The organism is Massilia timonae, assembly GCF_001866515.1.
GTDB classification, from domain to species: Bacteria; Pseudomonadota; Gammaproteobacteria; order Burkholderiales; family Burkholderiaceae_D; genus Telluria; species Telluria timonae.
The window spans coordinates 70,210-90,372 of sequence record NZ_JRYB01000001.1; the positions used below are offsets into that span (position 1 = coordinate 70,210).

Here is a 20,163-nt window from a genome sequence, read left to right on the forward strand (position 1 = left end):
ACCTCGTCGATCACAAGTCCAGTATAACGCAAAATCAAAGTTGTGTAGACATTTCCTGTTCAGTCTCGTCCAGCTTCGGCTCGACCGGCTCCTGGCCCGCTTTCTTGCGCGCGAAGCGCTGGCGCAGACGGGTCATCAAGGGCACGCTGGGCATGGGCTGGATCTGCCCTGCCCGCTTGCGACGGCGCACTATCAGGATCGCCGCCCCGGCCAGCGCCAGCACGGCGCCAACGCCGCCGGCGATCCAGCCCCAGGGCGTCGACGCCTCCGGTTCGGGCGCCGGGCGCCGCCGCGCCGGATGCGGCTTGTTCGGATCAAGCGGCCGCGCCCTGCTGACGTCCGCCGGACTGGCGCCAAGCGCCACCTGCAATACCCTCACCTTGTCTTCCAGCTGGCCGATCTGTTCGCGCAATTGCGCATTCTTGTAGTCCAGCGCGGCGCACACGGTCGAGCGGTCGACGTCGGGCGCGGGCGCACAGGCGGCCGGCGTCGCCGGGGCAGCCAGTGGCAGGGGCAGCGCCTGGGGAGCCGGCTTCGGCTCCGCTGCCGGCACTGGCCGGGCTTCCTGTTTCGGTTCCGGTTTGGGCGCGGGCTCGGGCTTCTGCTTCGGCGCCGCCTCGATTTTCGCGACGACCGGCTTGGGCGTTGGCGCCGGGCGCGGCCGTGGCGGCGGCCTGGCCACGACTGGGGCGGCCGGCGCTGGCGTATCGGCCACGACCGGCGCCGGCATCCTGACCGGCGCCGGCGGCGGTGGATTCGGATTCGCCGCCATCGACAAGGTAACCAGGCGCACGTCGCGCTGAACGCCATCGGCCAATTCCAGGTACAGATGCAGGCGGTTTGACTCAACCGGGGCCAGCGACGTCACGTGCAGGAACTGGCGGCCATCGCGCTGCGTCACAGTCATGTTGAGTGTCGACAGCACGTGCGGCATGCCGATATTGGCGCCGCGGTAGACGTTCGGATGGGCCAGGCGCACCTGCACCGGCGTCGCCGGGGCGTTGAGCATGGTCAGTTCGATGTCGGCCACGAGCTGCTGGCCGATATACGACGCGACCCGCGCTTCGCCCGGTTCGGCTGCGCCGGCAGCGCCAGAGAGTAGCGCGCAAGTGATGATCAAGGGGAGGCGGCTAGCCATAAGGAATACCGAGAGTGAAGCCCAAGCGTAATTAACGGACATTGCGATAAACTCTTTAATCCCAGCCCCCTCGTACAACAGGAATGTCTATGGAAAACAGGATTGAGAAGGACAGCTTTGGCCCGATCGACGTGCCCGCCGATCGTCTTTGGGGTGCGCAGACCCAGCGCTCGCTCCACCATTTCCACATCTCCACCGAGCGCATGGCGCCCGAGCTGGTCGCGGCGCTGGCCCAGGTCAAGCGCGCGGCGGCGGCGGTCAACCGCTCGCTCGGCAAGCTTTCCAGCGACAAGGCCGACGCCATCATCCGGGCTGCCGACGAAGTGCTCGAGGGCCGCCATCCGGCCGAATTCCCGCTCGCCGTGTGGCAGACGGGCTCGGGCACGCAGAGCAATATGAACATGAACGAAGTGCTGGCCAACCGCGGCTCCGAGCTGCTGGGCGGCGCGCGCGGCGAAGGCCGCCTGCTGCACCCGAACGACCACGTCAACATGGGCCAATCGTCGAACGACATCTTCCCGACCGCCATGCACGTGGCCGCCGCCTGGGCCCTGGCCAAGGAGGTATTGCCCGCGCTGGCCCAGCTGCGCGGCACCCTGCTGCGCAAGTCGCGCGACTTCGAGCCGATCGTCAAGATCGGCCGCACCCACCTGCAGGATGCGACGCCGCTGACCCTGGGCCAGGAATTCTCCGGCTACGTGGCCCAGCTCGACTATGCCGAGCAGCAGCTCAAGTCCGCCCTGCCCGGCCTGCTGCTGCTGGCCGCCGGCGGAACCGCCGTGGGCACCGGCCTGAATGCCCACCCCGAGTTCGCCCCGCGCATCGCAGCCGAGCTCGGCTCGCGCACCGGCCTGTCGTTCAAGACCGCGCCGAACAAGTTCATGGCCCTGGCCGCCCACGACGCCATGGTCGCCGCCCACGGCGCCTTCAAGACCCTGGCCACCGCCCTCATGAAGATCGCCAACGACGTGCGCTGGATGGCGTCCGGCCCCCGCTCGGGCCTGGGCGAGATCACCATCCCCGAGAACGAGCCGGGCAGCTCGATCATGCCGGGCAAGGTCAATCCGACCCAATGCGAGGCGCTCACCATGCTGTGCTGCCAGGTGTTCGGCAACGACGTCGCCATCACGGTCGGCGGCTCCCAGGGCAATTTCGAGCTCAATGTGTTCAAGCCCATGATCGTCCACAACTTCCTGCAAAGCGCGCGCCTGCTGGCCGACGGCATGCGCTCCTTCGACACGCATTGCGCCCAGGGCATCGAGCCGAACCGCGCCCGCATCGGCGAGCTGATGGAAAAATCGCTGATGCTGGTGACTGCGCTGGCGCCGCACATCGGGTATGATCGCGCCGCGCAGATCGCCAAGAAGGCATCGACGGACGGCCTGACCTTGCGCCAGGCCGCCCTGCAGAGCGGCTTCGTCGACGAACAGCAGTTCGACCAGTGGATCGTGCCGATCGACATGACGCATCCGGATCCGGTGTAAGCCGGACGGCGAGACGGCGTGTACCGGGTGCCGGCACGGCGCCACCGGACGCTGCTACATGCGCTTCAAATAGGCGGCCTCATCAATCGTACGCCGCCTTCACCAACCCGAGGATAGAATGCAAAAAATAGTTTTCGATTTGACATCAGAATTCGTCGAGGTCAATCAGCTGCTGAAGCTGGTCGGCCTGGTCGACAGCGGCGGCGCCGGCAAGAACATGGTCGCCAGCGGCGTGGTGTCGGTCGATGGACGACAGGAACTCCGCAAAACGGCGAAAATCCGCAGTGGCCAGACCGTCTCGGTCGGCGACCTGCGCATCACCGTGCAGTAAGCTGTTGGCGCCCGCGAGCCGGGCTGATAGTGCAAGAAATGGGGCGCCGGAACGGCGGCCTTATGTTTGCGCACTAACAAACAGAGCGGGGCTTCCTTGTTTATATTTTAAGACGTCACTCATACGGCTTAGAGGTGAAGGCGATGGAAACCCCGGAACACAGCGCACAAACGCAGGAGCAATTGATTGGCGACCTGCGCCTCGTGATCGAAAACGCGGAAGAACTGCTCAAGAATACCGATCACTATTCCAGCGCCCTGTACCAGAACGCGCGCGCCAAGCTGTCGCTCGCCCTGGAAGCGGCCAATGAAGAACTGTCCCGTTTCGAGGATGCGCAGCTGGAGCGCATGATGGCCGCCACCCGCGCCGCCAATGACCGTTACAACGACAGGTCGGGCGAAGAACGCATCCTGCGCGCCTTCCACTGATCGACGACAGCAAAAACCCGGCATCGAGGCCGGGTTTCAAAAGGCAAGACACAATCCCATGTGATCTTCGACCCGGCTTTCGCGCTCGAGTTCGCGCCGGATGCAGCGACGATCCCGGGTCGTTCAAGCCCGGGTTCAAGCTTTCGTATTGATCGTATTGCCCAGGTGGGGCGGCAGGTTTTGCGGCTGTGGCAGCGCGTCGAGCAACTGGGCGGCCGACGCCGCCTGGATGTCTATGGATTTCTTGAGCATGGACACGCCCACTTCCTGACGGATACCGGTTTCGGCCATGCTGGTTGCAAGCTTGGCAATGTTCGTGACGTCCATACACTTCTCCAGAAAAAGACTTGTCAGTCTTTAACGGCCTCATCGACCAGAACTTGAGGCTGCATCTTTAACCATCCGCAAACCCAGTCCACCACCCGCCCCAGGTCGTTCAAGTCGAGCCAGGCGAGTCCGGCGCGCGCGTCCGCCGGCCGCGCCGCGTCCGAGAGCACGGCCAGGATCGTGACATCGTCCTGGAACAGCGGCGGCTTGCCCAGGCTCGGGCGATGTACCTCGAGCTTGGGCAACGATTCCCATTTATACCCTTCGACCAGGGTCAGGTCGGCCGGCGACAGCCGCGCCAGCAACGCTTCCAGTCCCGGCTCTGGCTCCGCGCGCAGCTCGCGCATGATGGCAATGCGGTAAGGCGAGGCGATCATCACCTCGGCCGCCCCGGCCAGGCGCAGGCGCGCGCTGTCCTTGCGCGGCGGCTCGAGTTCGATGTCATGGTGGCTGTGCTTGACGATATTGACCCGCAAGCCATCCTGCGCCAGGCGCGCGACCAGCCCTTCCAGCAAGGTGGTCTTGCCGCTGCCCGACCAGCCCACCACGCCCAGGACCGGACCCGGCCCCTGCGCCGACCGCGGCGCTTCAGTACGCGACACGGTAGCGGGTTCCCCGGTAGTTCATCACGGCCGCCTTCGGCATCAGGCGCTCGAGCACCAGGCCGGGCGCCACTTCCTCGCCTTCGCGGCGCAGCGTCTTATCGACCAGCAGCAAGCTCTCGCCCGGCGTCGGCGAATAGATATAGCCGCCGAAGCTCACTTGCGGGATCTCGCGCCTGACCGACTCGGGCAATTGCTGCAGGGTGCGCAGGTTTTCCTCGCCGGCCGGCTGGGCCGCCGCCACGGGCGCCGGCGCCAAAGCGGCCGGCGTTTCGGAAAGCGGCGCCTCGGCCACCCGCACCGGCGGCGGCGGCTCGGCTGCCCTGGCCTGCGCCGGCTTCGCGGCCACCGGCGCGGCTTCGCGCGGCGCCGGCGCCGGCGCCGGCGCGGCAGGCGGCGCGGCAGCCGCCGCGGGCGCGGGAGCAGGCGCAGGTGCGGGGGCCGGCGCAGACACCGGCGCCGCCGCCAGCCGCACCGGCTGTTCGCCCGTGTGACGCACCCACAGCAAGGCGGCCGCCGCCACCAGCACGCCCAGGCCGAGGCCGACGATGAGATGGCGCCGGCTCCCGTCCCGGGCGCGATCCGGGGCCGCGTACATCGGCGGCGGCGCATGGATGGTCGGGGCGTTGCCCAGCTGGCGTTCGGCCTGGGCCTTCTTGAGTGCTTCGAGGATGTACGACATATCAGTTTCCCGTCACCGGACCGGCCATCAGGCGCGGCTCGGCCACGCCGGACAGCTGGTTGAGGCGCATATAGGTGCGCGGCCCGGCCACGCCGTCCGCCTTCAGGTCCTGGGCCGCCTGGAAGGCGCGCAGCCATTCCTGGGTACGCGCCGCCAGAGGCTGGTCGAGCGCCGGCGCGGTCGTCTTGTTCAGGCCGGCCAGGCGCTGGGCGATCCAGTCGACGTCGGGACCACGGTCGCCCTGCCCCACGACGTCGCGAAACGCGCCCGGCATGCGCCAGAAGGTCGTGAACTCGCCGCCGAAGCGCGCGACGAAGGCGGGAATGGTAACCCGCTGGCGGCGTCCGCCCACCGCGAGCAGCACGCTGTCCTGGTCCATCCCGACCAGCACCGCATACCCGGTGCGCGGGCCGTCGTGCAGGGTGACCACGGCCGGACGGTCCAGCAGGCGCAGTTCGTACAGGCCGCCACGGCCCTGGTGGCAGCGCAGGTTGGCGCGCTGGGCCGCCTCGCAGGTTGCCTTCGGGCTGGATCCGGCAATGCCGGCGAACGACGGCCCCCACAGGGCCGCCAGCGCGCGCAGCGCATCGTTCTCGCTCTTGCCGGCCGCAAAATCGGCGCCCGCCACCGGCGCGGCCTGGATCGACGCCGGCGACGGCCTGGCCGCCACCTGTGTCACGACGGCCGGCGCCGCCTGTGCGCTGGCCGGCTGCGCCTGCTGCTGATGCGGCAGCATCTGCCAGGCCGCGGCGCTGATCGCCACCCCAGCCAGCGCCCCGCCCGCCAGCAGCGGCCAGCGCCGCGGCTTGCGTGACGCCGGCTCACCGGCAAACACTTCCTCGGCCGACTTGAGCAAAATGGCGCGCGTGACGTGCGGGCTGTTCTCGACATAGGCGCCCAGCAGCGCGCGGTCGCACAGCAGGTTGATCCGGCGCGGCACGCCATGCGTCAGGCGGTGCACCACAGGCGTCAGCCCTGGTGGGAACGGCATCCCGGCCGCCCCGGACACCGCCAGCCGGTGCGCGATATAGGCCCCGGTTTCCTGCTCGGACAGCGGCCCCAGGTGGTAGCGCGCGATCACGCGCTGCGCCAGCTGCTCCAGCTCCGGGCGCGCCAGCATGGTGCGCAGCTCGGGCTGGCCGATCAGGATGATCTGCAGCAGCTTGCGCTCGCTGGTCTCGAGATTGGTCAACAGGCGCAACTGCTCGAGCACCTCGCTCGACAGGTTCTGGGCCTCGTCGATCACGAGCACATTGTTCAAGCCCTGGGCATGCGATTCGAGCAAATAGCGGTTGATCGCATCGACATAGGATTTGACGCCGCTCACCCCGGACGGCAGCGCGATGTGCAGCTCGTCGCAAATCGTCTGCAACAGCTCTTCGGCGTTCAGGCGCGGATTGAAGATATAGGCCAGGCGGCAGTTATCGGGAACCTGCTCGATGAAGCAGCGGCACACGGTGGTCTTGCCGGCGCCGATCTCGCCGGTCAGCAGGACGAAGCCGCCGCCGCTGCCGATGCCGTACAGCAGGTGGGCCAGCGCCTCGCGGTGCCGCTCGCTCATGAACAGGTAGCGCGGGTCGGGCGCGATCGAGAACGGGGCGTGCTTCAGCTGGAAATAATGGTTGTACATGCGTTGGACCGTACGATATTGCGTGCGTGGCTAGCGACCCGGAGGCTGCGGCTTGAACTTCGCGCAGTATATTTTGCTTTTGTCCCTGGCGTAGGCGATCGTGCTGCCCGGGTTGGACTTGCGCAAAGGGTAGCGCGAGGCGTCCACCGGCTTGAAGGCGACGCCGGCGCCGGCGCGCACCGACTTCTCGAATTCCTCGGGCGTGCTGTCGACGACGGCGGCCACGAACACCAGGTTGCTGGTATCGTCGCTGACCATCACCTCGCTCACCTGGGCGCCCCACAGCGAAGCCTCGGTCTTGAACCAGTACGCCCCGCCCTCGCGCTTGTAGGCCGGGCCGAAGGCCTGGGTCAGGTAGGCGTGGAAGTAGGCATTGTCGAGCTGGCTGCGGCACAGCAACGCGCTGCCGATCACCGGACCGAAGGTCGACGGCGCCGCCATGGCGCCGCAGCAAGCGAGCCCTGCCAGCAGCGGCAAGGCGCGCAGCATGGAGCGAGTCTTGCCCTGCAGCCCTGGGTGGCGAATCATGGACATCCTTTTTTCGACGATCTCGACATTATGACATTGCACGCCGTGGCGGGTGCCGCGGATTGTCGCAAACGGCGCACGGTTCGTCGCCTGCAGGCGCAGCCGAGCCCCCGAATCCACCGTTCCGTCGGTTTCCTCATGCCCCGCGCGCGCCGCCGGCGTATCGTTCAGGCTCCCATCGACTCCTGGCCAGGAACAATATGCACATCGTACAGAAGACCACCCTGCTGGCCGCCGCCCTCGGCGCCGCCTTCCTATCGATCGACAACAGCCAGGCCGATACACCAGCCAGCGCGGTCTCCGAACAGCGCAGCGTCGCCACCTTCAGCGCCATCGAGCTGAGCGGCCCGTACGAGGTCGCCATCGACACCACGGGCCTGGCCGGCCTGAGCCTGCGCGGCGAACGCCGGCAGCTGGACGAGGTCGAGACCTTCGTGCGCGGCGACACCCTGGTGGTGCGCCCCAAGGAGGGCAAGCTGTTCAGCTTCGGCTTCGGCCAGCGGCGCGAGACCGTCGTCATCCACATCGGCGCGCCGGCGCTGAAAAGCCTGTCCATGTCGGGCAGCGGCGACACCACGCTGAGCCAGGTGAGCGGCGAGCGTTTCGCGCTCGACGTCAATGGCCCGGGCGACCTGGAAGTGTCCGGCGCGGTGCGCGACCTGGCGCTCACCGTGAACGGCAGCGGCGACGCCCAGCTGCAGCGGCTGCGGGCCAGCAATGTGGCGCTGACGATGTCCGGTCCCGGCGACGTGCGGCTGGCCAATATCGACGGCTCCCTGCAGGCCAACATCAGCGGCTCGGGCGACCTCGAGGCGGACGGCCTGCGCCTGGCGCGCCTGGAAGCGCGCCTGTCCGGTCCCGGCGACATGGTGCTGCGCGGCGCCAGCGGCGAGGTGCGCGCCGAAGTGACCGGCTCGGGCTCGTTCGACGCCTGCGACCTGGCCGCCGGCCGCGCCAGCACATCGCAGAGCGGTCCCGGCGACGTCTGCCTGGGCGGCGCCATCGCCCAGCTCGACGCCGAGATCGGCGGCTCGGGCAACCTGACCGCGCTCGGCCTGCGGGCGCAGGCGGCCACCCTGCGCCTGCACGGTCCGGGCGACGCGCGGCTGGCCGGCACGGTGGGCGAGTTCAAGGCGCAGCTGTCGGGCTCGGGCAATATCGACGCCGGCGGCCTCGCGGTCGGGAAAGCCACGCTCAAGGCGCGCGGCCCGGGCGGCATCGAACTGGCCCGGGTCTCGGACACGCTGGAGGCCGAACTGCGCGGCTCGGGCGGCCTGACGTCGGAGATCCAGGGCAAGCGCCTGCTCCTGACCTCGGGCGGTCCGGGCGACGCCCGCATCAGCGGCCAGGTCGAGATGGTCCATGCGCGCCTGAGCGGCTCCGGCGGCCTGGACGGAAACCGCCTCAGGGCCGGCCGCGCCGACATCGCGGTCAGCGGCCCCGGCACGGCGCGGGTGCAGGTGGCCGAACGCGCGGGCGGCGCGTCGGCGGGCGCCAGCGGCCAGCTGCTGGTCGTCGACCGGCGCGGCAGCAGCCACGCGCCAAACTAGACCGTCAACAACGGCGCCCCCCCGAGGCGCGCCGTCCTGACCTGGCGCCGGGGCCTGCGATACGGTCCCGGCGCTACTTTCTTCCGCCGTCCCTTCCACTTCCGCGACCGCGCCCGCTGCTGCGGTTCCGCCGTCCACGCCGCCTCAGATAATACCAATAACGATACCAATCTCGCCTACCATCGCCAAAGCGTTCGACAGCATGAGGGCAGGCCATACTTGGCTTTTGGCTTGCATCAGCGCATACCAGTTAAATACCTGTTGACATCCAGATAGGGCCTGCCTATAGTGCCCTGACCCTATTTCTCCCACCTACCACATGATCGACTATCTCATCGGCGTCGACGGCGGCGGCACCAATACCCGCGTGCGCCTGGCGGGGCGCGACGGCGCCGAACTGGCCACCGGCCGCAGCGGCGCTTCCGGTCTTGTCCACGGCATCGACAATGCCTGGCGCGCGGTCGACGATGCCGCCGCCAGGGCCTTTGCCGCGATCGGCATCGACGCGATTCCGCGCCAGTCGTGCGCCATCGGCCTGGGCCTGGCGGGCGTGCACAACAAGGAATGGGCGGCCGCTTTTCGCGCCGCCAATCCGGGCTACGCCGCGCTGACGCTCGACACCGACGCTTTCTCGACCCTGATGGGCGCCCATGGCGGCCGCCCCGGCGCCATCGTCGCGATCGGCACCGGCAGCGTGGGCGAAGCGCTGCGGGCGGACGGCGCGCGGGTCGAGGTCGGCGGCTGGGGCTTTCCTTCCGGCGACGAAGCCGGCGGCGCCTGGATGGGCTTGCGCGCGATCGCCCATGTCCAGCAGGTGCTCGACGGCCGCGCCGAGGGCGGCGCGCTGGCGCGCGACGTCATCGAAGCCTGCGGCGGCCGGCGCGACGCGATCCAGGTCTGGCTCGGCAAGGCCACCCAGACCGATTACGCGAGCCTGGCGCGCTTCGTGGTGACCCATGGCGCGCTCGACCCGGTCGCCGGCGCCATCCTGGAGCAGGCGGGCCGCGAAGTGGCCAGGATGGCGCATGCGCTCGATCCTTCGGGCGACCTGCCGCTGTCGCTGTGCGGCGGCCTGGGCGACACCCTGCGCCTGTACCTGCCGGCCGAGATGCTGGCGCGCTGCAGTCCGCCCCATGGCGATTCGGCCCTGGGCGCGCTGCGCATGATCGAACTGCACCTGAAGGACTCCCAGGCATGAGCGCTACCATCAAAGGCAATATCCTCACTCCAGACGGCTGGATCCACGGCACCCTGCGCTACGGCGCGCACGTCGACGCCATCGACGGCAGCCCGGCCGATCCGGGCGCCAACGGCGACGACTACATCCTGCCGGGCTTCATCGACGTGCACGTGCACGGCGGCGCCGGACGCGACATGATGGAAGGCGGCGACGCCCCGCACGTGATCGCGGCGCTGCACGCGAAGCACGGCACCACCAGCCTGCTGGCCACCACCATGACCGCGCCGATCGAGGACATCGACCGCGCCCTTTCCGCCATCGGCCGCGCCTGCGCCGCGCGCGGCAAGGGAGAAGCGCGCATCCTGGGCGTGCACCTGGAAGGCCCGTACATCAATTCGGGCAAGCTGGGCGCCCAGCCGCCGTTCGCGCGCGAAGCCAGCCTCGATGAAGTGAAGCGCTTCGACGCCCAGGCGCCGATGAAGCTGATCACGGTGGCGCCCGAGATCGACGGCCACATGGACCTCGTCCGGCAACTGGCCGACGCCGGCATCCGGGTCCAGGTCGGCCACACCAACGGCGACTACGATGTGGGCGTGGCCGCCCTCGCACACGGCGCGGCGGGCTTCACCCACCTGTTCAACGCCATGCCCGGCCTGCACCACCGCGATCCCGGCATGGTCGGCGCGGCGCTGGCGCATGCCGAGTATGCCGAGATCATCCCCGACCTGCTGCACGTGCATCCGGGCGCGATCAGGACCGCGCTGCGCTGCATCCCCAAGCTGTTCTGCGTGACCGATTCGACCGCCGCCGCCGGCATGCCCGACGGCGAATACATGCTGGGCCGCCAGGTGGTCCATAAATGCATGGGCGGCGTGCGCCTGGCCGACGGCACCCTGGCCGGCAGCACGCTCACCATGGACCAGGCGCTGCGCAACCTGGTCAAGATCGGGCTGTCGATCGAAGACGCCAGCCGCCGCGTCTCCCTCAACGCCGCCGACTACCTCGGCGAAACCCTGCGCGGCCGCCTGGCGCCGGGCTGCCATGCCGACTTCGTGGTCCTCGACCGCGACCTGAACATCAAAGCCGTCCATATCGAAGGAGAAGTCCTGTGACCACCGCCGCCGCTTCCGCAGTCGCCCAACCCCCGTCGCTCATGCTACAGGAGGCCTTGTCGGCCGCCGACTGCATCGCCCACCAGCTGACCCAGGACGTGGAGCGCTACGCGGAGCTGGGGGCGAAGCTGCGCGCCACGCAGCTGCACAGCGCGGTGACGGTGGCGCGCGGCAGTTCGGACCACGCGTCCAGCTACCTGGCCTACCTGATCATGGCGCGCATGGGCCGCCTGGTGACCTCGCTGCCGATGTCGCTCATCACCCTGTACAAATCGCCGATCGTCGCGCGCGACACGCTGGCGGTGGCGATCTCGCAATCGGGCCAGAGCCCGGACGTGGTCGAGCCGATCCGCTACTTCCGCGACGGCGGCGCCACCACCGTGGCCCTGGTCAACGACCCCGCGTCGCCGCTCGCCGACGCCGCCGAATGGACCATGCCGCTGCATGCCGGCCCGGAAAAGAGCGTGGCCGCGACCAAGAGCTTCATCGCCAGCCTGGTGGCCGGCGCGCGCCTGGTCGCCGACTGGCAGGACAGCAAGGAGCTCAAGGACGGCATCGACGCCCTGCCGGACGCGCTGCGCGCCGCCACCGAAGTGGACTGGTCGGCCGCGATCGAGGTGCTGGCGCCGGCCCGCAACATCATGGTGGTGGGCCGCGGCATCAGCTTCCCGCTGGCGCTCGAATCCTCGCTCAAGTTCAAGGAAACCTCGGCGCTGCAGGCCGAGGCGTTCTCGGGCGCCGAGATCAAGCACGGCCCGATGGCGCTGATCGAGGAAGGCTACCCGCTGCTGGTCTACGCCACCCGCGGCCCGACCCAGGCCGGCCTGGTGGCCCTGGCCGACGAGATGCGCGGGCGCGGCGCGCGCGTGCTGCTGGCCGCGCCCGCCGACGTCGCCAGCCGCGACCTGACCTTGCCCACCGCCGCCATCCCCGACCTCGACCCGATCGCGGCCGTGCAGGCCTTTTATACGATGGCGGCGAAGCTGGCCGCCGCGCGCGGCATGAATCCGGACCAGCCGCGCCACCTGAGCAAGGTCACCAAGACCAACTGACGCCCTTCCCTATGACCGATTATCTCGACCTCGCCGGCCAATTGATGATGGTGCGCCTGTTCGGCACCGAGCTCGATGCCGACACCGACGCCTTCCTGCGCAGCCACAAGATCGGCGGCGTGTGCCTGTTCCGCCAGAACATGGTGGACGCCGTTCAACTGACCCGCTTCACCGGCGCCCTGGTCGACGCCATGGGTGCGCGCGCCCTGGTCGCCCTCGACCAGGAAGGCGGCGCCGTGGTGCGCTCGACCTGGGTGCCGGCGCCGCCGAGCGCGATGGCGCTGGGCGCCGCCAACGATCCGCAGCTGGCGCGCGAGGTCGGCGCGGCGGTGGCGCGCGCGGTGCGCGCGCTCGGCTTCAACTGGAACTTCGCGCCGGTACTGGACCTGAACAACAACCCGCACAACCCCGTCATCGCCGAGCGCTCGTTCGGCGCCGATCCAGAGCAGGCCACGCGCATCGCCCTGGCCTGGATGGAAGGCAGCGAGAGCGAAGGCGTGGCCTGCTGCGTCAAGCACTTCCCCGGCCACGGCGACACCCACGTCGATTCGCACCGCGACCTGCCGCGCGTGGACAAACCGCGCGCGGAACTGGAACGCTTCGAGTTCGCGCCGTTTCGCCTGGCCGCTCCACATGCTCCCGCCATGATGACGGCCCACATCGTCTACCCCGCCCTGGACCCGGTCAATCCGGCCACGATGTCGCGCGCCATCCTCACCGGCGTGCTGCGCGAGGAATTCGGCTACGGCGGCGTGATCATCACCGACGGCATGGACATGCATGCGATCGCCCACCGCTACGGCGCCGGCGAGGCTGCCGTCAACGCGCTGGTGGCGGGCGCCGACATGGTGATGGCGATCGGCGCGCGCGAGACGCAGGTGGAGACCGTACATGCGATCGCCCAGGCGATCCGCGACGGCCTGCTGCCGCTGCCTGAGGTCGAGGCGAAACTGGCGCGCCTGGCGAAGCTGGCGGCCACGCACCCGGCTGGCCCGGCAAGTTACGCCCGCGAGCAGGACGACCGCGCGCTGATGGCGCGCGCCTGGCGCGCCGGCCTGACCGCACTCGGCCACCCGCAACGTCCCGCGCGCGGCAGCCGCGTGCGCCTGGTCGCGCGCGCCGACGTGGTCAGCGACGGCATCTCGGAAGCCGGCGTGCCGGCGGCCCGCATCGCCGAGGCGCTGGGGACCCTGTACGACGTCGAACTCGTCACCTTCGCCGACAGCGAAAGCTTCGACTGGTCGCGTCTCCCCCAGGACGGGCGCTTCACGATCCTGGCCTCGACCTCGCGCCGCCGCTATGGCCCGGCCGCGCGCGCCGGCTGGCGCCCCGACCTGCACCTGGCCCTGTGGAACCCCTACCAGGCGCTGGACTTTCCATCTCCTGCCCTGATGAGCTATGGCTTCGCCCCGCCCGCCCTTGACGCGGCCGTGGCCTGGCTGGCCGGCGAGATCGATGCGCGGGGCGTCTGCCCGGTGCCGGGCTTCGAGCGCGGCTGAGATCCGGAAGGTACCGACGAGGTAACGCGATGTAACGACGCTGTGCGCGTGCGCCAGCTCTGCGGCACAATTGCCCGGCCAGAAAATGGCTGATTTATGGGACAATGCACGTTTTGTCCGAGATTGGCATTTTTGCTATAGTTGTAAAAATGCGTGCAGAAAACGCGTAGCGAAAGCGCGTTTCGTCGAATTTTTGTCTAGATAGAAGGATACACAATGTCCCAACTCCGTCTTGCCCGCCTCTGCCTGATGCTGGCCGCCGTCGGCCTCTCCGCTCCGGCCCTGACCACCGCCGTCCACGCGCAAGAGAAGCCGGCCGCCGCCGCGCCGGCGGACACCGTCCGCCCAGAGCTGTTCAAGCTGCTCGACCCGGCCGCGATCAAGCCGCTGATGGATGCAAAGAATTACGCCGAAGTGCAGAACCGCGTGCAGCAGGCCGAAGCCTTCCCGAACCGCACCCCGTACGAAGACTACGTCGTCAACCGCATGAAGCTGTCGCTGGGCTCGGCGACCAACAACAACGCGATCGCCATGCCGGCGCTCGAAGCCGTGATCAATTCCGGCCGCCTGCAAGGCCAGGAACAGGCCGACTTCATCCTGGCCCTGGGCAATATGCACTACAACGCCAAGGACTACACGAAGGCGATCGAGTGGTTCAAGCGCTACCAGAAAGAAAGCGCGACCCCTGAAAAAGTCACGCCTTCCCTGATCCGCGCCCATTACCTGGGCGGCGACTTCGCCAGCGCCAAGGCAGCCCTGCTGCCGGCGATCGAAGCGACCGAGAAAGCCGGCCAGAAGCCGAGCGAGGAAGACCTGCGCCTGCTGGCCTCGTCGGCCAACAAGGTCAAGGACGACGCGGGCTACCTGACGGCGCTGGAAAAACTGGTCGCCCACTACCCGAACGACGACTTCTGGACCGACGTCCTGAACCGCGGCGTGGCGCGCAAGTCCGGCTTCGATGCGCAGACCAATATGATCAACGTGTACCGCCTGGAAGCGGCCACCGTCAAGAAGATGGCGCCGGAAGAATACGTCGACCTGGCCGAACTGGCGCTGCGCGACGGCTTCCCGAGCGAAGCCAAGAAAGCCATGGACGCCGGCTACGCCGCCGGCGTGCTGGGCCAGGGCTCGAACGCCAAGGCCCACGCGGCCCTGCGCGACAAGGCGACCAAGGGCGCGGCCGACGACGCCAAGAGCATCGCCGCCGGCGAAGCCTCGGCCGCCAAGGCCAAGACCGGCGCCGGCCTGGTCAACCTGGGCTGGGCTTACGCCACCATGGACCAGGGCGACAAGGGTGTCGGCTTCATCCAGCAAGGCATCGCCAAGGGCGGCCTGAAGAACCCTGAAGAAGCCAAGCTGCGCCTGGGCATGGCGCAGGCGCTGGCAGGCAAGAAAGCCGAAGCCATCCAGACCTTCCAGACCGTCAAGGGCGGCGGCGGCGCGGGCGACCTGGCCAAATACTGGATCGTTCACCTGAACCAGAAATAATCCTTCGTCCCACGACGGACCCGCGAAAGCGGGCCGGGCTCGCTGCCCGGCCCGCTTTTTTCGTATGCGCGGGTCATCCTGACCCGCTGCCGGCTGGCGGTTTTACCGGCCCAAGGTGCGCGCCCGTACATTAAGGCCGCCCGAGCCCGTCCGATAATTGCCTTATTTGCATCGGAGGCAGCATGACGACGACGGTACGCAAGGGCCAGGCGCCCGCCAAGCTGGGACGCGACGAATTCCACCTGCGCTTTCGCAAGGCGTTCCAGGACCCCGGCTACGAAGCGCTCGACCGCGAACTGGCGGCGATCGAGGACGTGGCCTGGGATGCGTACCAGGAAGGCCGCAAGGCCCCGCACACGGTCAAGGCCGGCCCCGGCTTCCATGATCCCGGCTACGACCTGTCGGTCGAGTGGAAAGAGGCGCGCGACCGCCTGCTCGGCGCCGAGCGGCACCAGAAGAATCCCGACTCGCGCAACCGCGTCCTGCTCATCAACGCCTCGGCCCGCAACGACGGCACCTGTCCCGGCGAAATCTCGAAGAGCTGGCGCATGACGCAGATGGCCAAGGACGTGTTGATGGAACAGGGCTTCGAGGCCGACGTGCTCGACCTCTCCCTGCTCAATTCCGACTACGACCGCCACATCCACCCGTGCAAGGGCTGCGTGTCGACCGCGATGCCGCTGTGCCACTGGCCGTGCAGCTGCTACCCGAACCACGCCGAGCGCCAGGTAAACGACTGGATGAACGAGATCTACGAGCGCTGGGTGCTGGCCCATGGCGTCATCATCATCACCCCGGTCTACTGGTACCAGACTCCGGCGGTGCTGAAACTGATGATCGACCGCCTGGTGTGCGCCGACGGCGGCAATCCCGACCCGTCGTCCACCCACGGCAAGAAGGCCGAGGAAGCCAAGCAGATCGAGCGCGACGGCTGGGATTATCCGAAACACCTGGCCGGCCGCGCCTTCGGCCTGGTGGTGCACGGCGACGTGGCCGGCATCGAGGGCACGCGGCGTTCGCTGTCGGACTGGCTCGAGTGGATGGGCCTGATCAACTCGGGCAGCTTCGGCCAGCTCGACCGCTACATCGGCTATTACGAATCGTATGCCGACAGCCACGAGACTTTCGACAAGGACACCGCGGTGCAGGAAGAGACGCGCAACGTGGCGCGCGCGGTAGCCACCGCCGTGCGCGAAGTGCGGGCGGGCCGGGTCGCCGTGGTCAGCCAGCCATTGAAGGATCCGCGCCCGAAATGATGGCGCAGGGCCGGGCGCCCCGGCCGTGGCCGTGACTATTGGCGAGTTTTACACAGTTGATTCTCAGTAGAATTATGGAAACACACTACTGGGGATCATCAGATGGAAGCAGTTGGCGGACTCATCATCGCAGCGATCATCGGCGTACTGATCGGCAAGGATGCAAAGGCGCGCGGCATGAGCGGTATCGGCTGGGGCCTGTTTTCCTTCCTGATCTGCATCGTCGCGGTGCCGATCTACCTCATCGTCCGCAAGCCGCGTATCGCATGATCGGGACGGTCAGCGGGCGCCTGGGCCTGCTGCTGGCGAGCGCCGCCCTGGTCTGGCTGCCGGCCAATCCGCTGGTGCGCGCCGAAGCACTGCTCGGCCTGTCGCCCGGCCCCCTCGAACGCCATCTCGGCATCAAGAATGCATTCAGCGGCATGACCGAGGGAATGCACCAGCTCGTGCATGGCGAACTGGGCAAGGCGCTCGACGCCAATTTCCTGACGCCGCTGGTCGCCTGCGCCCTGATTGCCTGGGCCGTGACCGGGGTGCGCCTGGCAACGCGGCGCCACGAAATCCTTGCCGCGGCCTGGTTCGTCGGGCTGTCCATCCTGGTGAACATCGTGCACCCCTTGCCTTGATCGCCGGGCGGCCTGCGGTATGATGGGCGGTCCCATCTCCATGCCCGCCGAATGAATCCCCTCGTCCAACTGATGCACGACGCCGCCAAGGCCAGCCTCGCCGCCGGCGCCGGCAAGCTGCCGCTCTACCAGCAACTGCAGCGCGCGCTGCGCCAGGCGATCGACAACGGCGTGTATGGACCTTCGAGCGCCCTGCCCGCCGAGCGCCAGCTGGCGCTGGAGCTGGGGATCTCGCGCATCACGGTGCGCAAGGCGATCGACAGCCTGGTCGACGACGGCTTGCTGGTGCGGCGCGCCGGCTCCGGCAATTTTCTCAACATGCGCATCGAAAAGAATTTTGCCAAGCTGAGTTCGTTCTCGGAAGACATGCGGGCGCGCGGACGGGTGCCGCGGAGCAGCTGGCTCAAGCGTTCGGAAGGCCTGGTCACGCCCGAGGAAGCGCTGCGCCTGCGGCTCTCGCCGGGCACGCCGGTGTACCGCTTCAACCGCCTGCGTTATGCCGACGATGCGCCGATGTGCCTGGAATACGCGACCATCGCCGCCTTCGCCCTGCCCTCGCTCGACGCGGTGGGCGACTCGATGTACGAAGCGCTCGAGGCCACCGGCAACCGCCCGGTGCGCGCGCTGCAGCGCCTGTCCGCCCTGCTGCTGGGGGTTGAACAGGCGCGCCTGCTCGATGCGCGCGAGGGCGACGCCGGCCTGTGCGTGGAGCGCCTGGGGTTCCTGCGCGACGGGCGCGCGGTGGAGTTCTGCCGCTCGTATTTTCGCGGAGATACGTATGACTTTGTTGCCGAGCTGACCGCAGCCTAATGAACTAGTGGTAATCTGGTCGTTTTCACCACGCGAGGACGATCATGTTCAAGAGAATGGCGGCGGAAGCACTGGGGCTGAGCGATATCGGTGTCATCGTGGGACCAGAAGACTACAGCAAGGTCGACGCCGACGACTACCTGTTCACCGAGGACGGTGAGCAGATCTTCTTCCTTATCAAGAGCAAGAAGGACGAGTATTGCTTCACGAACCTGGCGCTGATCCATGTCGACGGCGACTCGGCCGTGTCGTCGAAGCGCGCGATCAAGCGCTACGAGTATGCGTCGAACCTCATCACCGACGTCAGCATCGAAACCGCCGGCACGCTGGACATGGACATCGAGCTCAAGTTCAACCTGGACACCACGAAGTTTTCGATCGACGTCAAGAAGACATATATCGAACAGCTGAAGGACATCTATAAAGCCTTGATCACCATCGGCAAGCAGCAACGGCGCGACGCCGTGTGCCGCGACAATGCGCTGCGCACGCTGGACGCCACGGCTTCGGTGCACAAGCTGAACATCGCGCCGGGTGCCGGCGGCCTGGTCAGCCAGTATGGCGAGTTGCTGGAGGCGCTGAACACGGCCATGCTCGAGACGCACACCAAGCGCGACTTCAGCGACGTGTTCGCCAAATACATCCACAACTGAGCGCCGCCCAATGAAAAACCGCCATGCCGACGGTGGTCGGCATGGCGGTTCCGGCCGGCGGCGTTCGGTATCAGGCCTTGTTGCGCGCGCGGCGACGCACGGCGCCCATCAGGCTCAGGCCGGCAAGAATCGTCGCCAGGCTGGCCGGCTCCGGGACTTCGGCAAACGGCGTATAGTCATAGGTGACCTGTACAGCGCCGGATGCGAAGGTGTCGAAGCCGGTGGTCACGTTGCCGGGACCTTTCGCAAACGAGGTTCCCAGCGCGCTCAGGCCGAGTTCGATGAAACCTTTCCCCGAGAACAGGGCGAGATCGCTGGCGCTGCTACTCAGGAACGATTCGGCGCTGCTTGCCTCGACCGTACCAGTGTGGACGCCGGAGGTGCCAGCGAAATCGAGGAGCCGGTCATAGCGGCCGAGGCTGTAGAGCTGGTCGAACACGGGATTGGCCACGACCAGCGTGCTGCCGTCCGGGCGGGTCAGCTCGATGGTCGAGCCCAGTGTCAGGGTGACTTTCGCCGCGCTGCTGCCCCGGTTCTCGGCGAAACCGGCGCCGCTGACCAGGCCGCTCAGGTCGAACTTGATCGAATTGAGCGTGCCGAGCTGCGTGTTGAACTTGCTGAAACGCAGTGACTCGGACCAATCGGTTTCGGTGATCCCGATACTGTTGTTGAAGCTGATCACGGCGGCTTGGGCGCCTGCGACGGGAAGCAGGACGGCGGCAAGTGCCAGTGCGGCGAAGGTCTTTTTCAAATTAGTCTCACTAGTTGGGTGGGCACTGCGTACATACAGCATCGACCATCTATTAAGCATAATTCGTGCCTTGATGAAATCCTTGATTTCAATCAATGACTTACCGTTTTTAACCGATCTAAACAAACCGCCTGTGTAAAATTTCCCGACATCATCATGTGGCCTGCGCCCGTGCGTCGGCTCAGACCGCGGTGAATCCGCCATCGACGACCATCTCATGTCCGTTGACATACGACGCCATGTCCGAGCACAGCCACAGGGCGGCCTGCGCCACCTCGCCCGCCTCGGCGAAACGCCCCATCGGATGCGCCGCCTTGAGCTTCTTCTCGATCGCCGGATCGCGCTCGAAGGCGCGCGCCAGCATCGGCGTCTTGACCGCGGCCGGGCACAGCACATTGACGCGGATACCCTCGCGCGCATATTCGGCGGCGGCGCTCCTGGTCAGGCCGACCACCGCGTGCTTGCTGGCGCCATAGATCGCATGGTTCGGGCTGCCGACCAGGCCGGCGATGCCGGCCATGTTGACGATCGCGCCGTGTCCCTGCTTGAGCATCTGGCGCAACTGGTATTTCATGCACAGCCAGACGCCCTTGACGTTGACGTTCATGATGCGGTCGAACTGCTCGTCGTCGGCCTCGGCCAGCGGCTGGCGCTCTTCCTCGACCGCGGCATTGTTGATCGCAAAGTCGAGACGGCCGTAGTAATTGATGGTCTTGTCGACCAGGGCTTCGACGTCGCCGGCGCGGGTGACGTTGCTTTGCACGAACAGCGCCTTGCCGCCGTTTTCGACGATCATCGCCGCGGTGGCGTGTCCACCGTCGATCGAAACGTCGGCCACCACGACACAGGCGCCGGCGCGGCCGAACGCCAGGGCGATGGCGCGACCGATGCCACTGGCGGCCCCGGTGACCAAAACGACCTTGCCCGTGAACGAGAAACCGCTCGCCGGCTGCTGCTTGCTGATGGCCTTCATGATGCTCCCTGGATGAAACTTTTGCTTCTGAAAAGAAACATTTTAACGCATGGCTTCGTGCAT

The 20,163-nt window shown here is 67.5% G+C and carries 22 protein-coding genes; 14 read left to right on the top strand and 8 right to left on the bottom strand.

The window, feature by feature from the left end; all coding sequences use genetic code 11:
• Nucleotides 1-34: 34 nt before the first annotated feature.
• Complete coding sequence (locus tag LO55_RS00335; protein ID WP_143054424.1) at nt 35-1,138, bottom strand: FimV/HubP-related protein; 1,104 nt, start codon at nt 1,136-1,138, stop codon at nt 35-37.
• An 89-nt stretch (nt 1,139-1,227) separates the two neighbouring features.
• On the opposite strand from LO55_RS00335, the gene fumC reads away from it, so the two are divergent.
• The 3 genes from fumC (at nt 1,228) to LO55_RS00350 (ending at nt 3,381) form a co-directional block, all read left to right on the top strand.
• Nucleotides 1,228-2,622, top strand: a complete 1,395-nt coding sequence (gene fumC / locus LO55_RS00340) for a class II fumarate hydratase (protein WP_005668932.1) — start codon at nt 1,228-1,230, stop codon at nt 2,620-2,622.
• Between the two features lie 118 nt (nt 2,623-2,740).
• Nucleotides 2,741-2,953, top strand: coding sequence for an RNA-binding S4 domain-containing protein (locus LO55_RS00345; RefSeq protein ID WP_005668930.1), 213 nt, complete (start codon nt 2,741-2,743; stop codon nt 2,951-2,953).
• Between the two features lie 143 nt (nt 2,954-3,096).
• The gene (locus LO55_RS00350; RefSeq protein ID WP_005668927.1) at nt 3,097-3,381 is read left to right on the top strand and encodes a DUF883 family protein; all 285 of its coding nucleotides are present in this window, start codon (nt 3,097-3,099) and stop codon (nt 3,379-3,381) included.
• A gap of 135 nt (nt 3,382-3,516) precedes the next feature.
• Here the strand turns inward: LO55_RS00350 and LO55_RS00355 are convergent, their stop codons facing one another.
• Genes LO55_RS00355 through LO55_RS00375 form a run of 5 tightly spaced genes read right to left on the bottom strand, consistent with a single transcriptional unit; the run spans nt 3,517 to nt 7,150 of the window.
• On the bottom strand, nt 3,517-3,708 hold the full coding sequence (locus LO55_RS00355; protein ID WP_071359996.1) for a YjfB family protein: 192 nt from the start codon (nt 3,706-3,708) through the stop codon (nt 3,517-3,519).
• A 23-nt stretch (nt 3,709-3,731) separates the two neighbouring features.
• Nucleotides 3,732-4,310 carry a molybdopterin-guanine dinucleotide biosynthesis protein B gene (gene mobB / locus LO55_RS00360; protein WP_071359997.1) on the bottom strand — a complete coding sequence of 193 codons (579 nt, stop codon included), beginning with the start codon at nt 4,308-4,310 and terminating at the stop codon, nt 3,732-3,734.
• Entirely contained in the window at nt 4,297-4,992 is a 696-nt protein-coding gene (locus LO55_RS00365) for a general secretion pathway protein GspB (RefSeq protein ID WP_071359998.1), read from the bottom strand. The genes mobB and LO55_RS00365 overlap by 14 nt, the downstream gene beginning before the upstream one ends.
• A 1-nt stretch (nt 4,993) precedes the next feature.
• Nucleotides 4,994-6,622 carry an AAA family ATPase gene (locus LO55_RS00370; protein ID WP_071359999.1) on the bottom strand — a complete coding sequence of 543 codons (1,629 nt, stop codon included), beginning with the start codon at nt 6,620-6,622 and terminating at the stop codon, nt 4,994-4,996.
• Between the two features lie 30 nt (nt 6,623-6,652).
• Entirely contained in the window at nt 6,653-7,150 is a 498-nt protein-coding gene (locus LO55_RS00375) for a hypothetical protein (RefSeq protein ID WP_071360000.1), read from the bottom strand.
• 200 nt (nt 7,151-7,350) lie between these two features.
• On the opposite strand from LO55_RS00375, the gene LO55_RS00380 reads away from it, so the two are divergent.
• From LO55_RS00380 to LO55_RS00425, 11 genes are all read left to right on the top strand, one after another.
• On the top strand, nt 7,351-8,700 hold the full coding sequence (locus LO55_RS00380; RefSeq protein WP_071360001.1) for a GIN domain-containing protein: 1,350 nt from the start codon (nt 7,351-7,353) through the stop codon (nt 8,698-8,700).
• Nucleotides 8,701-9,019: 319 nt separating this feature from the next.
• A complete protein-coding gene (locus LO55_RS00385) occupies nt 9,020-9,898 on the top strand; it encodes a glucosamine kinase nucleotide-binding domain-containing protein (RefSeq protein ID WP_071360002.1) in 879 nt (292 codons plus the stop codon).
• Nucleotides 9,895-10,992 (top strand): N-acetylglucosamine-6-phosphate deacetylase, encoded by a 1,098-nt coding sequence (gene nagA, locus LO55_RS00390; protein WP_071360003.1) that lies wholly within the window; start codon nt 9,895-9,897, stop codon nt 10,990-10,992. Before LO55_RS00385 ends, nagA begins: the two co-directional genes overlap by 4 nt.
• A gap of 41 nt (nt 10,993-11,033) precedes the next feature.
• The gene (locus LO55_RS00395; RefSeq protein ID WP_071363635.1) at nt 11,034-12,044 is read left to right on the top strand and encodes an SIS domain-containing protein; all 1,011 of its coding nucleotides are present in this window, start codon (nt 11,034-11,036) and stop codon (nt 12,042-12,044) included.
• A gap of 11 nt (nt 12,045-12,055) precedes the next feature.
• The gene (gene nagZ, locus LO55_RS00400) at nt 12,056-13,543 is read left to right on the top strand and encodes a beta-N-acetylhexosaminidase (protein ID WP_071360004.1); all 1,488 of its coding nucleotides are present in this window, start codon (nt 12,056-12,058) and stop codon (nt 13,541-13,543) included.
• Nucleotides 13,544-13,759: 216 nt separating this feature from the next.
• On the top strand, nt 13,760-15,031 hold the full coding sequence (locus LO55_RS00405) for a tetratricopeptide repeat protein (RefSeq protein ID WP_071360005.1): 1,272 nt from the start codon (nt 13,760-13,762) through the stop codon (nt 15,029-15,031).
• Nucleotides 15,032-15,213: 182 nt separating this feature from the next.
• The gene (locus tag LO55_RS00410; protein ID WP_071360006.1) at nt 15,214-16,287 is read left to right on the top strand and encodes a flavodoxin family protein; all 1,074 of its coding nucleotides are present in this window, start codon (nt 15,214-15,216) and stop codon (nt 16,285-16,287) included.
• A gap of 102 nt (nt 16,288-16,389) precedes the next feature.
• The gene (locus tag LO55_RS26600; protein WP_005668903.1) at nt 16,390-16,557 is read left to right on the top strand and encodes a hypothetical protein; all 168 of its coding nucleotides are present in this window, start codon (nt 16,390-16,392) and stop codon (nt 16,555-16,557) included.
• Entirely contained in the window at nt 16,554-16,913 is a 360-nt protein-coding gene (locus LO55_RS00415) for a DUF2752 domain-containing protein (protein WP_071360007.1), read from the top strand. Before LO55_RS26600 ends, LO55_RS00415 begins: the two co-directional genes overlap by 4 nt.
• Nucleotides 16,914-16,964: 51 nt before the next feature.
• Nucleotides 16,965-17,723 (top strand): GntR family transcriptional regulator, encoded by a 759-nt coding sequence (locus LO55_RS00420; RefSeq protein WP_143054425.1) that lies wholly within the window; start codon nt 16,965-16,967, stop codon nt 17,721-17,723.
• Between the two features lie 44 nt (nt 17,724-17,767).
• Nucleotides 17,768-18,376: a PH domain-containing protein gene (locus LO55_RS00425; RefSeq protein ID WP_071360008.1), complete on the top strand. Its 609-nt coding sequence runs from the start codon at nt 17,768-17,770 to the stop codon at nt 18,374-18,376.
• A gap of 70 nt (nt 18,377-18,446) precedes the next feature.
• Here LO55_RS00425 and LO55_RS00430 read toward each other — a convergent pair whose 3' ends face one another.
• Entirely contained in the window at nt 18,447-19,127 is a 681-nt protein-coding gene (locus LO55_RS00430; RefSeq protein ID WP_071360009.1) for a PEP-CTERM sorting domain-containing protein, read from the bottom strand.
• A 181-nt stretch (nt 19,128-19,308) separates the two neighbouring features.
• The gene (locus tag LO55_RS00435; RefSeq protein ID WP_071360010.1) at nt 19,309-20,100 is read right to left on the bottom strand and encodes an SDR family oxidoreductase; all 792 of its coding nucleotides are present in this window, start codon (nt 20,098-20,100) and stop codon (nt 19,309-19,311) included.
• Nucleotides 20,101-20,163: the final 63 nt, after the last annotated feature.

What these genes read in the sequence shown, in the direction of transcription:
- LO55_RS00335 (WP_143054424.1), bottom strand. Translation starts at nt 1,138, where the DNA reads ATGGCTAGCCGCCTCCCCTTGATCATCACTTGCGCGCTACTCTCTGGC.
- fumC (WP_005668932.1), top strand. Translation starts at nt 1,228, where the DNA reads ATGGAAAACAGGATTGAGAAGGACAGCTTTGGCCCGATCGACGTGCCC.
- LO55_RS00345 (WP_005668930.1), top strand. Translation starts at nt 2,741, where the DNA reads ATGCAAAAAATAGTTTTCGATTTGACATCAGAATTCGTCGAGGTCAAT.
- LO55_RS00350 (WP_005668927.1), top strand. Translation starts at nt 3,097, where the DNA reads ATGGAAACCCCGGAACACAGCGCACAAACGCAGGAGCAATTGATTGGC.
- LO55_RS00355 (WP_071359996.1), bottom strand. Translation starts at nt 3,708, where the DNA reads ATGGACGTCACGAACATTGCCAAGCTTGCAACCAGCATGGCCGAAACC.
- LO55_RS00365 (WP_071359998.1), bottom strand. Translation starts at nt 4,992, where the DNA reads ATGTCGTACATCCTCGAAGCACTCAAGAAGGCCCAGGCCGAACGCCAG.
- LO55_RS00370 (WP_071359999.1), bottom strand. Translation starts at nt 6,622, where the DNA reads ATGTACAACCATTATTTCCAGCTGAAGCACGCCCCGTTCTCGATCGCG.
- LO55_RS00375 (WP_071360000.1), bottom strand. Translation starts at nt 7,150, where the DNA reads ATGATTCGCCACCCAGGGCTGCAGGGCAAGACTCGCTCCATGCTGCGC.
- LO55_RS00380 (WP_071360001.1), top strand. Translation starts at nt 7,351, where the DNA reads ATGCACATCGTACAGAAGACCACCCTGCTGGCCGCCGCCCTCGGCGCC.
- LO55_RS00385 (WP_071360002.1), top strand. Translation starts at nt 9,020, where the DNA reads ATGATCGACTATCTCATCGGCGTCGACGGCGGCGGCACCAATACCCGC.
- nagA (WP_071360003.1), top strand. Translation starts at nt 9,895, where the DNA reads ATGAGCGCTACCATCAAAGGCAATATCCTCACTCCAGACGGCTGGATC.
- LO55_RS00395 (WP_071363635.1), top strand. Translation starts at nt 11,034, where the DNA reads ATGCTACAGGAGGCCTTGTCGGCCGCCGACTGCATCGCCCACCAGCTG.
- nagZ (WP_071360004.1), top strand. Translation starts at nt 12,056, where the DNA reads ATGACCGATTATCTCGACCTCGCCGGCCAATTGATGATGGTGCGCCTG.
- LO55_RS00405 (WP_071360005.1), top strand. Translation starts at nt 13,760, where the DNA reads ATGTCCCAACTCCGTCTTGCCCGCCTCTGCCTGATGCTGGCCGCCGTC.
- LO55_RS00410 (WP_071360006.1), top strand. Translation starts at nt 15,214, where the DNA reads ATGACGACGACGGTACGCAAGGGCCAGGCGCCCGCCAAGCTGGGACGC.
- LO55_RS26600 (WP_005668903.1), top strand. Translation starts at nt 16,390, where the DNA reads ATGGAAGCAGTTGGCGGACTCATCATCGCAGCGATCATCGGCGTACTG.
- LO55_RS00415 (WP_071360007.1), top strand. Translation starts at nt 16,554, where the DNA reads ATGATCGGGACGGTCAGCGGGCGCCTGGGCCTGCTGCTGGCGAGCGCC.
- LO55_RS00420 (WP_143054425.1), top strand. Translation starts at nt 16,965, where the DNA reads ATGAATCCCCTCGTCCAACTGATGCACGACGCCGCCAAGGCCAGCCTC.
- LO55_RS00425 (WP_071360008.1), top strand. Translation starts at nt 17,768, where the DNA reads ATGTTCAAGAGAATGGCGGCGGAAGCACTGGGGCTGAGCGATATCGGT.
- LO55_RS00435 (WP_071360010.1), bottom strand. Translation starts at nt 20,100, where the DNA reads ATGAAGGCCATCAGCAAGCAGCAGCCGGCGAGCGGTTTCTCGTTCACG.